At 44.6% G+C, this 14,659-nt stretch carries 17 protein-coding genes; all 17 read left to right on the forward strand.

Translation table 11 applies throughout. From position 1 onward, the window contains the following. Nucleotides 1–51: 51 nt before the first annotated feature. Nucleotides 52–4,278 (forward strand): DNA-directed RNA polymerase subunit beta', encoded by a 4,227-nt coding sequence (gene rpoC / locus EGC86_RS20355; protein ID WP_123778853.1) that lies wholly within the window; start codon nt 52–54, stop codon nt 4,276–4,278. Nucleotides 4,279–4,455: 177 nt separating this feature from the next. Beyond that, a complete protein-coding gene (gene rpsL / locus EGC86_RS20360; RefSeq protein WP_011635635.1) occupies nt 4,456–4,830 on the forward strand; it encodes a 30S ribosomal protein S12 in 375 nt (124 codons plus the stop codon). Between the two features lie 82 nt (nt 4,831–4,912). Next, entirely contained in the window at nt 4,913–5,383 is a 471-nt protein-coding gene (rpsG, locus tag EGC86_RS20365; RefSeq protein WP_011635636.1) for a 30S ribosomal protein S7, read from the forward strand. Nucleotides 5,384–5,462: 79 nt separating this feature from the next. Further along, the gene (gene fusA / locus EGC86_RS20370; RefSeq protein ID WP_011635637.1) at nt 5,463–7,559 is read left to right on the forward strand and encodes an elongation factor G; all 2,097 of its coding nucleotides are present in this window, start codon (nt 5,463–5,465) and stop codon (nt 7,557–7,559) included. Nucleotides 7,560–7,628: 69 nt separating this feature from the next. Continuing rightward, the gene (tuf, locus tag EGC86_RS20375; RefSeq protein ID WP_011635638.1) at nt 7,629–8,813 is read left to right on the forward strand and encodes an elongation factor Tu; all 1,185 of its coding nucleotides are present in this window, start codon (nt 7,629–7,631) and stop codon (nt 8,811–8,813) included. Nucleotides 8,814–9,165: 352 nt separating this feature from the next. Beyond that, nucleotides 9,166–9,477 (forward strand): 30S ribosomal protein S10, encoded by a 312-nt coding sequence (gene rpsJ / locus EGC86_RS20380; protein WP_011635639.1) that lies wholly within the window; start codon nt 9,166–9,168, stop codon nt 9,475–9,477. A gap of 27 nt (nt 9,478–9,504) precedes the next feature. Further along, nucleotides 9,505–10,143: a 50S ribosomal protein L3 gene (rplC, locus tag EGC86_RS20385; protein ID WP_011635640.1), complete on the forward strand. Its 639-nt coding sequence runs from the start codon at nt 9,505–9,507 to the stop codon at nt 10,141–10,143. A 17-nt stretch (nt 10,144–10,160) separates the two neighbouring features. Then, nucleotides 10,161–10,766 (forward strand): 50S ribosomal protein L4, encoded by a 606-nt coding sequence (gene rplD / locus EGC86_RS20390; RefSeq protein ID WP_011635641.1) that lies wholly within the window; start codon nt 10,161–10,163, stop codon nt 10,764–10,766. Next, the gene (gene rplW, locus EGC86_RS20395) at nt 10,763–11,065 is read left to right on the forward strand and encodes a 50S ribosomal protein L23 (protein WP_011635642.1); all 303 of its coding nucleotides are present in this window, start codon (nt 10,763–10,765) and stop codon (nt 11,063–11,065) included. Before rplD ends, rplW begins: the two co-directional genes overlap by 4 nt. Nucleotides 11,066–11,081: 16 nt before the next feature. Continuing rightward, nucleotides 11,082–11,906 (forward strand): 50S ribosomal protein L2, encoded by an 825-nt coding sequence (gene rplB, locus EGC86_RS20400; RefSeq protein ID WP_011635643.1) that lies wholly within the window; start codon nt 11,082–11,084, stop codon nt 11,904–11,906. Nucleotides 11,907–11,920: 14 nt separating this feature from the next. Next, nucleotides 11,921–12,199, forward strand: coding sequence for a 30S ribosomal protein S19 (gene rpsS / locus EGC86_RS20405; RefSeq protein WP_006083596.1), 279 nt, complete (start codon nt 11,921–11,923; stop codon nt 12,197–12,199). Between the two features lie 15 nt (nt 12,200–12,214). Next, nucleotides 12,215–12,547 (forward strand): 50S ribosomal protein L22, encoded by a 333-nt coding sequence (gene rplV, locus EGC86_RS20410; RefSeq protein WP_011635644.1) that lies wholly within the window; start codon nt 12,215–12,217, stop codon nt 12,545–12,547. 12 nt (nt 12,548–12,559) lie between these two features. Further along, a complete protein-coding gene (gene rpsC, locus EGC86_RS20415) occupies nt 12,560–13,249 on the forward strand; it encodes a 30S ribosomal protein S3 (RefSeq protein ID WP_011635645.1) in 690 nt (229 codons plus the stop codon). Nucleotides 13,250–13,260: 11 nt separating this feature from the next. After that, the gene (rplP, locus tag EGC86_RS20420; protein ID WP_011635646.1) at nt 13,261–13,671 is read left to right on the forward strand and encodes a 50S ribosomal protein L16; all 411 of its coding nucleotides are present in this window, start codon (nt 13,261–13,263) and stop codon (nt 13,669–13,671) included. After that, on the forward strand, nt 13,671–13,862 hold the full coding sequence (gene rpmC, locus EGC86_RS20425) for a 50S ribosomal protein L29 (protein ID WP_011635647.1): 192 nt from the start codon (nt 13,671–13,673) through the stop codon (nt 13,860–13,862). Before rplP ends, rpmC begins: the two co-directional genes overlap by 1 nt. Next, the gene (gene rpsQ, locus EGC86_RS20430) at nt 13,862–14,110 is read left to right on the forward strand and encodes a 30S ribosomal protein S17 (RefSeq protein ID WP_011635648.1); all 249 of its coding nucleotides are present in this window, start codon (nt 13,862–13,864) and stop codon (nt 14,108–14,110) included. Before rpmC ends, rpsQ begins: the two co-directional genes overlap by 1 nt. 176 nt (nt 14,111–14,286) lie before the next feature. Then, nucleotides 14,287–14,655, forward strand: a complete 369-nt coding sequence (rplN, locus tag EGC86_RS20435; RefSeq protein WP_011635649.1) for a 50S ribosomal protein L14 — start codon at nt 14,287–14,289, stop codon at nt 14,653–14,655. The last annotated feature ends 4 nt before the right edge of the window (nt 14,656–14,659 follow it).

The following is a 14,659-nucleotide window of genomic DNA, read 5'->3' on the forward strand; positions in this document are numbered from 1 at the left end:
GGGTGCTTTGCACAAGCAAAGCACCTGGTTTAACTCCTTCAGGAGAGAAACGTGAAAGACTTATTAAAGTTTCTTAAACAGCAAAGTAAGACTGAAGAATTTAACGGTATAAAAATTGGTTTGGCCTCGCCAGATCTAATCCGTTCTTGGTCTTTTGGTGAAGTAAAGAAGCCAGAAACCATTAACTACCGTACATTCAAGCCTGAACGTGAAGGTTTGTTCTGTGCGCGTATCTTTGGTCCAGTTAAAGATTACGAATGTTTGTGTGGTAAATACAAGCGTTTGAAGCATCGTGGTGTTATTTGTGAAAAGTGTGGCGTAGAAGTTACCCAGACTAAAGTGCGTCGTGAGCGCATGGGTCACATTGATCTGGCTAGCCCAGTTGCCCACATTTGGTTCTTAAAATCACTTCCGTCACGTATTGGCTTAATGCTAGATATGACGTTGCGTGATATTGAACGCGTACTGTATTTCGAATCATTTGTTGTGATCGAGCCTGGCATGACCACGCTTGAGCGCGGCCAAATGCTAACCGAAGAAACGTATCTTGATGCGTTAGAAGAATACGGTGACGAGTTTGAAGCTAAAATGGGTGCTGAAGCAGTTCTTGAATTGCTACGAGCTATCAACTTAGCTGAACAGATCGAGCAAATGCGCGAAGAGTTGCCTTCAATTAACTCTGAAACCCGTCGCAAGAAGGTCACTAAGCGCCTTAAGCTGATGGAAGCATTCTTCACATCTGGCAACAAGCCAGAGTGGATGATCTTAAAAGTATTACCGGTTCTTCCACCTGATCTACGTCCATTAGTGCCGTTAGATGGTGGTCGTTTCGCGACATCTGATCTTAATGATCTATACCGTCGTGTGATTAACCGTAACAACCGCTTAAAGCGTCTGTTAGATTTAGCTGCGCCTGACATTATCGTACGTAACGAAAAACGTATGTTACAAGAGTCAGTTGATGCGCTATTAGATAACGGTCGTCGCGGTCGTGCTATTACGGGTTCTAACAAGCGTCCGCTTAAATCTCTTGCTGATATGATCAAGGGTAAGCAAGGTCGTTTCCGTCAGAACTTACTTGGTAAGCGTGTTGACTATTCAGGTCGTTCGGTAATTACCGTAGGTCCTACTTTACGTCTGCATCAGTGTGGTCTTCCTAAGAAGATGGCACTTGAGCTATTCAAGCCATTTATTTACGGCAAGCTAGAAGCTCGTGGTTTAGCGACTACGATTAAAGCTGCTAAGAAAATGGTTGAACGCGAACAGGCTGAAGTATGGGATGTGTTAGACGAAGTTATTCGTGAACATCCAGTAATGCTTAACCGTGCACCAACACTTCACAGACTAGGTATTCAAGCATTTGAACCTGTTCTGATTGAAGGTAAAGCAATTCAATTGCATCCGTTAGTTTGTGCGGCATACAACGCCGACTTCGACGGTGACCAAATGGCGGTTCACGTTCCATTAACGCTTGAAGCTCAGTTAGAAGCTCGTGCGCTAATGATGTCAACCAACAACATTTTGTCACCTGCTAACGGTGAGCCTGTAATTACTCCGTCTCAGGACGTTGTATTAGGTTTGTACTACACCAGCCGTGAATGTATTAACGGTCGCGGTGAAGGTATGGCGTTCGCTGATGTGTCAGAAGTAGAAAAAGCTTACGCTACTGGTGTTGCTGAACTACATGCTCGCGTTAAAGTACGGATTACCGAAACGAACATCGCAGATGATGGCGAAAGAACTAAATCAACTCGTATCATTGATACCACCGTTGGTCGTGCTCTTTTATCATTAATTTTGCCTGAAGGCTTATCGTATGATTTGGTTAACCAAAACATGGGTAAGAAACAGATTTCTAAACTGTTGAACACTTGTTATCGTCAACTAGGTCTTAAAGATACCGTTATCTTTGCTGACCAATTGATGTATACCGGTTTCCGTTTTGCAACCATTTCTGGTGCCTCTGTTGGTATCGATGACATGGTTATTCCAGACGAGAAATACACCTTAGTAGCTGACGCTGAAGCTGAAGTGCTTGAAATTCAAGAGCAGTTCCAATCAGGTCTTGTTACTGCCGGTGAGCGTTACAACAAAGTCATTGATATCTGGGCAAGTGCGAACGAAAAAGTTTCAAAAGCGATGATGGAAAACCTGTCAACTGAGACAGTGATTAACCGTGATGGCGTACCTGAGCAACAAGCTTCGTTTAACAGCATCTATATGATGGCTGACTCGGGCGCTCGTGGTAGTGCTGCACAGATCCGTCAGTTAGCGGGTATGCGTGGTTTGATGGCTAAGCCAGATGGCTCAATCATCGAAACCCCAATTACGGCTAACTTCCGTGAAGGTCTAAACGTACTTCAGTACTTTATTTCTACTCACGGTGCGCGTAAAGGTCTTGCCGATACAGCATTGAAGACAGCTAACTCGGGTTACTTGACTCGTCGTTTAGTAGACGTTGCACAAGACTTAGTCGTTATTGAAGATGACTGTGGTGTTGAGCATGGTCTTACAATGAAACCGCTTATTGAAGGTGGTGATGTTGTTGAGCCATTGCGTGAACGTGTTCTAGGTCGTGTAGTTGCTCTTGACGTAATGAAGCCAGGTACTAATGAAGTGCTTGCTCCACGCAACACACTTCTTGATGAAGCATGGTGTAATACGTTAGAAGAACACAGCATTGATGAAGTGATTGTACGTTCTGTAATTACCTGTGACACAGACTTCGGTGTGTGTGCAGCGTGTTATGGTCGTGACTTGGCTCGTGGCCATATTATTAACCACGGTGAAGCTATTGGTGTTGTTGCAGCTCAGTCAATTGGTGAACCTGGTACACAGTTAACCATGCGTACGTTCCACATTGGTGGTGCGGCATCTCGAGCTTCTGCAGAAAACAACGTTCAAGTTAAGAACGCGGGTTCTCTGAAGTTACACAATGCTAAGCATGTTTCTAACATCGACGGTAAGCTCGTTATCGTATCTCGTTCTTCTGAGTTAGCCATCATCGATGAGCTAGGTCGTGAGAAAGAGCGTTATAAAGTGCCTTACGGTACAGTATTAGAGAAATTGGAAGACAGTGAAGTTGCAGCTGGCGAAATCATCGCTAACTGGGATCCACATACTCACCCAATTATTTCTGAAGTTGCTGGTAGCGTGAAGTTCGTTGACATGATTGATGGTGTCACTATGACACGTCAAACAGATGAGTTAACGGGTCTATCTTCTGTAGTTGTGCTCGATGTTGGTGCGCGTACTTCAGCCGGTAAAGAATTGCGTCCAGCAATTCGCTTAGTTGATGCCGATGGTAATGACTTAATGATCCCTGGTACTGAAGTACCAGCTCAATACTTCTTACCGGGTAACGCGATTGTATCGAAAGATGATAACGCGAAAATCAACGTTGGTGATCCATTAGCACGTATTCCACAAGAATCGTCTAAAACTCGCGACATCACCGGTGGTCTTCCACGTGTTGCTGACTTATTCGAAGCGCGTAAACCAAAAGAGCCTGCAATTCTTGCAGAAATCTCTGGTACGATCTCGTTCGGTAAGGAAACGAAGGGTAAACGTCGTCTAGTGATCACTCCAGCTGATGGCAGTGAACATTATGAAGAAATGATCCCTAAATGGCGTAACTTGAACGTGTTCGAAGGTGAAAAAGTCGAACGTGGTGAAGTTATTGCAGACGGTCCAGAAGCGGCTCATGACATCTTGCGTCTTCGTGGTATCCACAACGTAGCAAACTACATTGTGAACGAAGTACAGGACGTTTACCGTCTACAGGGCGTTAAGATCAACGATAAGCACATCGAAGTTATCATTCGTCAAATGTTACGTAAGTGTCTAATCACTTCAACAGGCGACACTGAGTTCTTAGAAGGTGAGCAAGCAGAAGTATCACGCGTGAAGATTGCTAACCGTGAGCTAATCGCTCAAGGTAAAACACCTGCAACGTTTGAACGTGAATTACTCGGTATTACCAAAGCTTCTTTGGCAACTGAATCATTCATCTCTGCTGCATCGTTCCAGGAAACCACTCGTGTGTTAACTGAAGCGGCTGTTGGCGGTAAGAGCGATCCATTACGTGGTTTGAAAGAAAACGTAATCGTAGGTCGTTTGATCCCAGCAGGTACAGGTTATGCTTATCACAAAACCCGTAACGAAGAACGTGCTAAAGTATTAAGCTCTCGTGGCAAAGTGGAAACTACTACAGTAACCGCAAGCGAAGCTGAAAAGAACCTAGCAGATCTACTAAATCTGGCTGGTAGCCAAGATTAAGTTAGTAATTTGTTAAAAAAAGGCGCCAATGGCGCCTTTTTTATTGGAATTTGCACGAAAAGTTGTCTATTTCTTGACAGGCAGCCATTACCTTTCTAAAATTCCGCGTCCCACCATTGTGGGATATAGATTTTTCACACCTAATTGTTGAGTTTAAATCAACTGTCGGAGCTATACATGGCAACTGTTAACCAGTTGGTACGTAAGCCACGCACGCCAAAAGTCGAAAAGACTAATGTGCCTGCGTTGAACGCGTGCCCACAAAAACGTGGTGTTTGTACTCGTGTGTACACTACAACACCTAAAAAACCTAACTCTGCACTACGTAAAGTAGCTCGTGTGCGTCTAACTAACGGTTTCGAAGTAACTTCGTATATCGGTGGTGAAGGCCATAACTTGCAAGAGCACAGTGTAATTCTAATCCGTGGTGGTCGTGTTAAAGACTTACCTGGTGTGCGTTACCACACTGTTCGTGGCGCATTAGACTGTGCTGGCGTGACTTCACGTCGCCAAGGCCGTTCTAAGTACGGTGCTAAGCGTCCTAAGTCTTAACGTATCCCGTTTAAGTAAGGCCAAGCTAGTATTTATTTGACATTCCAGTTTTGGAAATACCTGAAGCATACGGAGAATTAATATGCCAAGACGTCGCGTTGTAGGACAACGTAAAATCCTACCAGATCCAAAGTTTCACAGTGAGTTGTTGGCTAAGTTCATCAACGTCATTATGCAGGACGGCAAAAAGTCGACTGCAGAAAAAATTATCTACAAGGCACTAGATGTTGTCGCTGAAAAGAAAAGCGAAAATCATTTAAGTATCCTTGAGGCAGCCCTTGATAACGTTCGCCCATCAGTCGAAGTTAAATCTCGTCGTGTTGGTGGTTCTACTTATCAAGTACCATGTGAAGTTCGTCCAGTGCGTCGTAACGCACTAGCGATGCGCTGGTTAGTTGAAGCTGCTCGCAAGCGTGGTGAAAAATCTATGGCTCTACGTCTAGCAGGTGAAATGCTAGATGCGTCTGAAAACAAAGGTACTGCGGTTAAGAAGCGTGAAGACGTGCATCGCATGGCTGAAGCTAACAAAGCCTTTGCCCATTACCGTTGGTAATATGATGGAGCGGACTTCGGTCCGCTCCATATTGTTGATATTGCTGAAGCCAAAAGCTTTAGCTGAGAGGGTATAAATAGTGGCTCGTACAACCCCAATTGAGCGTTATCGTAATATCGGTATTGTAGCTCATGTGGATGCAGGTAAAACTACCACAACAGAACGTGTTCTGTTCTATACCGGTATGTCTCATAAAATCGGTGAGGTGCATGACGGCGCCGCCACGACAGATTGGATGGTACAAGAGCAAGAGCGTGGTATTACTATCACCTCAGCCGCTGTAACCACATTTTGGCGCGGAATGGAGGCTCAGTTCGCTGAACACCGAATTAATATCATCGATACCCCAGGTCACGTAGACTTCACTATTGAAGTCGAGCGTTCATTACGCGTACTCGATGGCGCTGTAGTAGTCTTCTGCGGCTCGTCTGGCGTTGAACCACAATCTGAAACCGTATGGCGTCAAGCTGACAAATACCACGTTCCGCGTTTGGTGTTTGTTAATAAGATGGACCGTGCAGGTGCAGATTTTGACCGTGTAATAAATCAAATTCGTAACCGCCTTGGTGCGACTTGTGTGCCAATTCAATTGAATATTGGTGCAGAAGAAAACTTCAAGGGTGTTATTGATTTAATTAAGATGAAAGCCATTAACTGGTCTGAAACCGATCAGGGTATGACTTTCACTTATGAAGACATTCCTGCAAATCTAGCAGCAAAAGCTGCAGAAATGCATGAGTATCTCGTGGAAGCAGCAGCTGAAGCCTCTGATGAACTGATGAATAAGTACCTTGAAGAAGGTGAGTTATCAGAAGTCGAGATCAAAACAGCGTTGCGTCAGCGCACAATTAACAATGAGATCGTGTTAGCCACTTGCGGTTCTGCATTTAAGAACAAAGGTGTGCAAGCGGTACTCGATGCGGTAGTTGACTTCTTACCCGCTCCTATTGATGTTCCTGCAATTACAGGCATCGATGAAAGCGAAAATGAAGTAAAACGCCCACCAGATGACAATGCCCCTTTTGCGGCTTTAGCATTTAAAATTGCGACTGATCCATTTGTTGGTACACTGACCTTTATCCGCGTGTATTCAGGTGTACTTGAATCAGGTGCTGGTGTTTATAATTCTGTTAAACAGAAACGTGAACGAGTAGGTCGAATTGTGCAAATGCACGCAAATGACCGAACAGAACTGAAAGAAGTACGTGCTGGCGATATTGCAGCTGCTATCGGTCTTAAAGATGTAACAACCGGTGATACTCTTTGCGATAATAATCACAGAGTGATTCTTGAGCGCATGGATTTCCCTGAACCCGTAATTACCATAGCCGTTGAGCCACGTTCAAAAGCAGACCAAGATAAAATGGGAATTGCGCTGCAAAAATTAGCAGCAGAAGATCCATCATTCAAAGTTGAGACTGATGAAGAGTCGGCACAAACACTAATATCTGGTATGGGCGAATTGCATCTAGACATTATCGTTGACCGTATGCGTCGCGAATTTGGTGTAGAGTGTAACGTAGGTAAACCTCAGGTTGCTTACCGTGAAACAATTCGTTCTAAAGTAGAAGTGGAAGGTAAATTCGTACGTCAATCTGGCGGACGTGGCCAATTTGGTCATGTTTGGTTAAGAATTGAACCACTCGAAGAGGGTGCGGGCTACGAATTTGTTAACGAGATTGTAGGTGGTGTAGTTCCTCGTGAATTCATTCCTGCCGTTGACAAAGGTATTCAAGAACAGATGAAGAATGGCGTATTAGCCGGCTATCCTGTACTTGATGTGAGAGTCAGTTTGTTTGATGGTTCATATCATGATGTGGACTCGAACGAAATGGCGTTCAAAATTGCAGGTTCTATGGGCTTCAAAAAGGGTGCGCTAGAAGCTACCCCTGTGTTGCTCGAACCTTGTATGAAAGTAGAAGTAACTACACCTGAAGATTATATGGGCGATGTTGTGGGTGATTTAAACCGCCGTCGTGGCATAATTGAAGGTATGGACGATGGCATCGCAGGTGTTAAACTTGTCCATGCAGTAGTGCCTCTATCTGAAATGTTTGGTTATGCGACTGATTTGCGCTCTGCATCTCAGGGTCGTGCTTCATACTCTATGGAGTTTTTGAAGTACACTGATGCACCGCAAAACATTGCAAAAGCGATTATAGAATCTCGTAACTAATATTGGTTACGGCATCAATGTTATATTGCTCGAATTAATCGAGCACTTCTGAAAAGAAAGGAATATATCGTGGCAAAAGCTAAATTTGAACGTATTAAGCCTCACGTAAACGTGGGCACCATTGGTCACGTTGACCATGGTAAAACAACTTTAACAGCAGCAATCTCTGCCGTTTTGTCTAAAACTTATGGTGGTGAAGTTAAAAACTTCGCTCAAATCGATAACGCTCCAGAAGAGCGTGAGCGCGGTATTACCATTAATACTTCTCACATCGAATATGACACACCAATCCGTCACTACGCACACGTAGATTGTCCAGGTCACGCGGATTATGTTAAAAACATGATTACCGGTGCTGCACAGATGGACGGCGCAATCTTAGTAGTTGCTGCTACAGATGGCCCAATGCCACAGACCCGTGAGCACATCCTGCTTTCTCGTCAAGTAGGCGTACCTTTCATCATCGTATTCATGAACAAGTGTGACATGGTAGATGACGAAGAATTACTAGAATTAGTAGAAATGGAAGTGCGTGAGCTTCTTTCAGAATACGACTTCCCAGGTGATGATTTACCAGTAATTCAAGGTTCAGCTCTTAAGGCACTAGAAGGCCAGCCAGAGTGGGAAGCTAAAATTCTTGAGCTTGCAGAAGCCCTAGACACTTATATTCCAGAACCAGCTCGTGACATCGATAAGCCATTCCTACTACCAATCGAAGACGTATTCTCGATTTCAGGTCGTGGTACAGTGGTAACAGGTCGTGTTGAACGTGGTATCGTTCGCGTATCAGACGAAGTTGAAATTGTTGGTGTTCGTCCAACAACTAAAACAACTTGTACTGGTGTAGAAATGTTCCGCAAGCTACTTGACGAAGGTCGTGCTGGCGAAAACTGTGGTGTGTTATTACGTGGTACTAAGCGTGATGACGTAGAACGTGGTCAAGTACTAGCTAAGCCTGGTTCAATTAACCCACACACAACTTTCGAATCAGAAGTTTACGTGTTGTCAAAAGAAGAAGGCGGACGTCATACTCCATTCTTCAAAGGCTACCGTCCACAATTCTTCTTCCGTACAACAGACGTAACAGGCACAATTGAGTTACCAGAAGGCGTAGAAATGGTTATGCCTGGTGATAACATCAAGATGGTCGTTACTCTGATTTACCCAATCGCGATGGACGACGGTTTACGTTTCGCTATCCGTGAAGGTGGCCGTACAGTTGGTGCAGGTGTTGTAGCTAAAATTATCGCGTAATAGCGACTTTAGTGAACACTAAAAAAGGAAGCCTAGGCTTCCTTTTTTTATTTCTAAAAAGTAACAATCATTAGTAGCATTAACATATAAAATGTGTAAAATGCGCGGCAGTTGATTGTAAGAAGACTTTTAGAAGACTATTTACACAATGGGCTTGATCTTAGAAAGAAGATCTGTATAATTGCCCACTCGCTGACTAGTCAGCGTAATTATAATGTTTAACCAAGTAGGTTACTCATTTTCACAGCGACTCCGATTGGGAGTCGAACGGTTAAATCATCTCGCTCTGCTTTTCCATTAGGAAGAAGCTAGAGGGTGATTTTTTATATGTCCATTTTAGGAGCTCTGGTCAATGCAGAACCAAAGAATCCGTATCCGCTTGAAAGGCTTTGATCATCGTTTAATTGATCAGTCTACAGCGGAAATCGTTGAAACTGCTAAGCGTACAGGCGCGCAGGTACGTGGTCCTATTCCACTACCAACACGCAAAGAGCGTTATACCGTTTTGATCTCTCCGCACGTTAATAAAGATGCTCGTGATCAGTACGAAATTCGTACCCACAAGCGTTTAGTTGACATCGTAGAGCCAACAGAAAAGACTGTAGACGCATTAATGCGTTTAGATCTTGCGGCTGGTGTCGACGTTCAGATTAGCTTAGGTTAATTGAGATCCTTAGAAGAGGTTTGAGAGATGGCTATCGGTCTTATTGGTCGTAAAGTGGGTATGACTCGCATCTTCACTGAAGATGGTACGTCAATCCCTGTAACAGTAATCGAGATTGCAGGCAACCGTGTTACTCAAGTGAAAACTTTAGAAACTGACGGTTATCGTGCACTTCAAGTGACTACTGGTACCAAAAAAGCCAATCGCATCACTAAAGCAGAAGCAGGTCACTTTGCCAAGGGCGGCGTAGAAGCCGGTCGTGGTTTGTGGGAAATGCGTTTAGCAGATGGTGAAGGCGAAGGCATTGAAGTTGGTGCTGAAATTAATGTTGATATTTTCGCTGATACAGTGAAAGTAGATGTTACTGGTCAATCAAAAGGTAAAGGTTTCCAAGGCGGCGTTAAGCGTTGGAACTTCCGTACTCAAGATATGACACACGGTAACTCTTTGGCACACCGTTCGAATGGTTCTATCGGTCAGAACCAAACGCCTGGTCGTGTATTCAAAGGCAAGAAAATGTCAGGCCATATGGGTGCTGAGCAAGTAACAACTCAAAATCTACACGTAGTACGTGTTGATGCAGAGCGTAACTTGTTATTAGTACGCGGCGCAGTTCCAGGCGCTACCAATGGTGACTTGATTATCAAGCCAGCAGTTAAAGCTTAAGGTCTGAGGAGATAGTAATGGAATTGGTATTGAAAGACGCCCAGAGCGCTCTTGAAGTTTCCGAAACTACCTTCGGCCGTGACTTTAACGAGGCATTGGTTCATCAGGTAGTTGTAGCATATGCTGCAAACGCGCGTCAGGGCACTCGTGCTCAAAAGACTCGTGCGGAAGTAACTGGCTCAGGCAAAAAGCCTTGGCGCCAGAAAGGCACAGGCCGCGCTCGTGCCGGTAGTGTTAAAGGCCCAATCTGGCGTGGCGGTGGCGTAACATTCGCTGCTAAAACACAAGATCACAGCCAAAAAGTTAACAAGAAGATGTACCGTGGTGCTCTAAAGAGCATATTCTCTGAATTGGTACGTCAAGAACGTCTAGTTGTTGTTGAATCGTTTGGTGTTGAAGCTCCTAAAACTAAAGAGCTGAAAGCTAAATTAAAAGCAATGAACTTAGAAGATGTTCTAATTGTTACAGCTGAAGTTGATGAGAATTTATTCTTAGCAGCTCGCAACTTATACAAAGTTGACGTGCGTGACGTAGCGGGTCTTGACCCAGTAAGTCTAATTGCGTTCAACACTGTTCTTGTTACTGCTGATGCAGTGAAGCAAATCGAGGAGATGCTAGCATGATCCGCGAAGAACGTTTGCTAAAAGTTATTCTTGGTCCACATATCTCTGAAAAGAGTACTGTGCTTGCTGAGAAAAACAACACTGTAGTTTTCCGCGTAGCCATCGATGCAACTAAAGCAGAGATTAAAGCTGCAGTAGCGAAGCTATTTGAAGTTGAAGTTGATTCTGTTCGCACTTTAGTTAATAAAGGTAAAACCAAGCGTACCGGTGGCCGTGTAGGTCGTCGTATCGATTGGAAAAAAGCTTATGTTACTTTAGCTGCTGGTGCTGAAATCGATTTCGTCGGCGGCGCTGAATAAGCAAAGGAGAATTATCATGGCAGTTATTAAGTGTAAGCCAACCTCTCCAGGTCGTCGCCACGTAGTTAAAGTGGTGAATACGGACCTGCATAAGGGTAAACCTTTTGCTGGCCTGTTGGCGAAAAAAACTAAAAGTGGTGGCCGTAATAATACTGGCCGTATCACTGTACGCCACGTAGGTGGTGGACATAAGCAGCACTATCGTATTGTTGACTTCAAACGCAACAAAGATGGTATCCCTGCGAAAGTTGAACGTCTTGAATACGATCCAAACCGTACAGCGCACATCGCGCTAGTACTGTATGCAGATGGTGAGCGTCGTTATATTCTTGCTGCAAAAGGCATGAAAGCTGGCGACCCAATCCAATCTGGCTTGGATGCAGAAATCAAGACTGGTAACGCTAGACCGTTACGCAACATTCCAGTAGGTAGTGTTGTACACGCTGTCGAAATGAAGCCTGGTAAAGGCGCTCAAATCGCACGTTCAGCTGGTGCTTATGTACAAGTTGTTGCTCGTGATGGTGCTTATGCAACTCTACGTCTTCGCTCTGGCGAAATGCGTAAAGTTCCAGTAGATTGCCGCGCGACATTTGGTGAAGTTGGTAATGCCGAGCACATGCTACGCCAGTTAGGCAAAGCAGGTGCTAAGCGCTGGAGAGGCGTACGCCCTACAGTTCGAGGTGTTGCAATGAACCCAGTAGACCATCCACATGGTGGTGGTGAAGGCCGTACTTCTGGTGGACGTCATCCAGTGAGTCCATGGGGTGTGCCGACTAAGGGTTATAAAACTCGTAGCAACAAGCGCACTGATAAGTACATCGTACGTCGTCGTAATAAATAGTAAGAGGATTCGCCATGCCACGTTCTCTCAAGAAAGGTCCCTTCATTGACCTGCACTTGCTGAAGAAGGTAGAGAAAGCGATGGAAGCGGGAGACAAAAAGCCAATTAAGACTTGGTCTCGTCGCTCAATGATCATCCCTAATATGATTGGGTTGACCATCGCTGTCCATAATGGTCGTCAGCACGTACCTGTGTTCGTAACTGACGAAATGATCGGCCACAAGCTTGGTGAATTTTCACCAACTCGCACTTATCGCGGCCATGCTGCAGATAAGAAAGCGAAGAAGCGTTAATACGGGAGGAATAAGATGGAAGTTTTAGCTAAACATCGTTTTGCTCGTACGTCTGCGCAGAAGGCCCGTCTAGTTGCTGATCAAATTCGCGGATTGCCTGTTTCTAAGGCACTCGAGATTTTGACATTCAGCCCCAAGAAAGCCGCCGTACTAGTAAAAAAAGTACTTGACTCAGCTATCGCAAACGCCGAACACAACGAAGGTGCTGACATTGATGAGCTTAAAGTTGGAGCCGTCTTCGTAGATGAAGGCCCAACAATGAAGCGTATCATGCCACGTGCTAAAGGCCGCGCTGATCGTATCATGAAGCGTACCAGTCACATTACTGTGGTTGTAGCAGATCGCTAGGAGAAGAGAGCAATGGGACAGAAAGTACATCCTAATGGTATCCGTCTGGGTATCACTAAGCCTTGGATCTCTACCTGGTACGCAGATAAGTCAGACTATGCAAATAATCTGAACAGCGACTGGGAAGTGCGTCAATATTTAACTGAAAAGTTAAAAGCCGCATCAGTATCTAAGATTGTTATTGAACGCCCAGCGAAAAGCATCCGCGTTACTATTCACACAGCCCGTCCAGGCATTGTGATTGGTAAGAAAGGTGAAGACGTTGAAGTATTACGTGCCTATGTGTCTAAAATCACTGGTACTACTGCTCAAATCAACATCGCTGAGATCCGTAAGCCTGAATTAGACGCTAAGCTCGTTGCTGACTCTATTGCTCAGCAGTTAGAGCGTCGTGTTATGTTCCGTCGTGCTATGAAGCGCGCAGTACAAAACGCAATGCGCATTGGTGCTCAAGGTATCAAAGTTCAAGTGAGCGGCCGTTTAGGCGGCGCTGAAATTGCGCGTGCAGAATGGTATCGTGAAGGTCGTGTACCTTTGCATACTTTGCGTGCTGATATCGACTATTCAACCGCAGAAAGTCACACCCAATACGGTGTGATTGGTATTAAAGTTTGGATCTTCAAAGGCGAAGTTCTAGACGGTTTAGTACCTGCTATTGAAGAGCCTAAGCAGCAACCTAAGCGTAAGCCTCGTGGTAAATAGGAGAAACTTTTATGCTGCAACCTAAACGTATGAAGTTTCGCAAGATGTTCAAAGGCCGCAACCGTGGTCTGGCGAACGGTACTGAAGTTAGCTTTGGTACTTTCGGTTTGAAAGCAGTCGGCCGTGGCCGTTTAACTGCTCGTCAAATCGAATCTGCACGTCGTGCCATGACACGTCATGTTAAACGTCAAGGACAAATTTGGATTCGAGTTTTCCCTGACAAGCCAATTACCTCTAAGCCTCTTGAAGTGCGTATGGGTAAAGGTAAAGGTAACGTTGAATACTGGGTATGTCAGATTCAACCTGGTAAGGTTCTTTATGAGATGGATGGTGTTCCTGAGTCGTTGGCTCGTGAAGCCTTCGCTTTGGCTTCTGCCAAACTTCCTCTGAAGACTACCTTCGTAACTAAGACGGTGATGTAATGAAAGCGAGCGAACTAAGAGAAAAGAGCGTTGAAGAACTTAACGCTGAATTACTTGGTCTGCTGCGTGAGCAGTTTAACCTGCGTATGCAACACGCTACTGGTCAGTTGACTCAAACGAATCAGTTGAAACTAGTGCGTCGTAACATTGCACGTGTTAAGACCATTATTACTTCTAAGGCAGGTGTGTAATGTCTGATAAAGCCCGTACTTTGCAAGGTAAAGTAATTAGCAACAAAATGGACAAGTCTATTACTGTTGCTATTGAGCGCCAAGTGAAACATCCTATTTATGGGAAGTACATTAAGCGTACAACTAAGATCCATGCACATGACGAAACTAATCAGTGTAATGAAGGGGATTTCGTGGCTATTAGCCAGTGTCGTCCTCTATCTAAGACTAAGTCTTGGACACTAGCTGAAGTAGTAACAAAAGCCTAATTTCGATTAGGTTAACGTAAACGGCCCCAGTATTTGGGGCCGTTTGTTTTTTTTGCTATGCATTCCAAAAATGTGTGTTATACTTGCGCGCCAATTTTGAGTAAATTATTACTTGAATTTGGTTCAAATATACTCCCATAGTGGGATTGTGTAGTAACGATAGCGGAGCACTTGAAATGATCCAAATGCAATCGACTCTAGACGTCGCATGTAACAGCGGCGCACGCAGAGTTCAGTGTATTAAGGTCTTGGGTGGCTCTCATCGTCGTTATGCCGGTATCGGCGACATTATCAAAGTTTCTGTTAAAGAAGCGATTCCTCGCGCTAAAGCGAAGAAAGGTGATGTATATAACGCGGTGGTAGTCCGTACTAAGAAAGGCGTACGTCGTCCAGACGGTTCTGTCATTCGCTTCGATCGGAATGCAGCGGTATTGCTTAACGCAAACCTTGCACCGATTGGTACTCGTATCTTTGGCCCAGTGACACGTGAATTGCGTAATGATAAATTCATGAAAATTGTCTCGCTGGCACCAGAAGTACTGTAAGGAG

The organism is Shewanella frigidimarina, from assembly GCF_003797125.1.
Classification (GTDB): domain Bacteria; phylum Pseudomonadota; class Gammaproteobacteria; order Enterobacterales; family Shewanellaceae; genus Shewanella; species Shewanella frigidimarina.

Coding starts and splice junctions, on each gene's coding strand:
- rpmC (WP_011635647.1), top strand. CDS start 13,671: ATGAAAGCGAGCGAACTAAGAGAAAAGAGCGTTGAAGAACTTAACGCT.
- rpsC (WP_011635645.1), top strand. CDS start 12,560: ATGGGACAGAAAGTACATCCTAATGGTATCCGTCTGGGTATCACTAAG.
- rplD (WP_011635641.1), top strand. CDS start 10,161: ATGGAATTGGTATTGAAAGACGCCCAGAGCGCTCTTGAAGTTTCCGAA.
- rplW (WP_011635642.1), top strand. CDS start 10,763: ATGATCCGCGAAGAACGTTTGCTAAAAGTTATTCTTGGTCCACATATC.
- rpsS (WP_006083596.1), top strand. CDS start 11,921: ATGCCACGTTCTCTCAAGAAAGGTCCCTTCATTGACCTGCACTTGCTG.
- rpsQ (WP_011635648.1), top strand. CDS start 13,862: ATGTCTGATAAAGCCCGTACTTTGCAAGGTAAAGTAATTAGCAACAAA.
- rplP (WP_011635646.1), top strand. CDS start 13,261: ATGCTGCAACCTAAACGTATGAAGTTTCGCAAGATGTTCAAAGGCCGC.
- rpsL (WP_011635635.1), top strand. CDS start 4,456: ATGGCAACTGTTAACCAGTTGGTACGTAAGCCACGCACGCCAAAAGTC.
- rplN (WP_011635649.1), top strand. CDS start 14,287: ATGATCCAAATGCAATCGACTCTAGACGTCGCATGTAACAGCGGCGCA.
- rpsG (WP_011635636.1), top strand. CDS start 4,913: ATGCCAAGACGTCGCGTTGTAGGACAACGTAAAATCCTACCAGATCCA.
- rpsJ (WP_011635639.1), top strand. CDS start 9,166: ATGCAGAACCAAAGAATCCGTATCCGCTTGAAAGGCTTTGATCATCGT.
- rplV (WP_011635644.1), top strand. CDS start 12,215: ATGGAAGTTTTAGCTAAACATCGTTTTGCTCGTACGTCTGCGCAGAAG.
- rplB (WP_011635643.1), top strand. CDS start 11,082: ATGGCAGTTATTAAGTGTAAGCCAACCTCTCCAGGTCGTCGCCACGTA.
- rplC (WP_011635640.1), top strand. CDS start 9,505: ATGGCTATCGGTCTTATTGGTCGTAAAGTGGGTATGACTCGCATCTTC.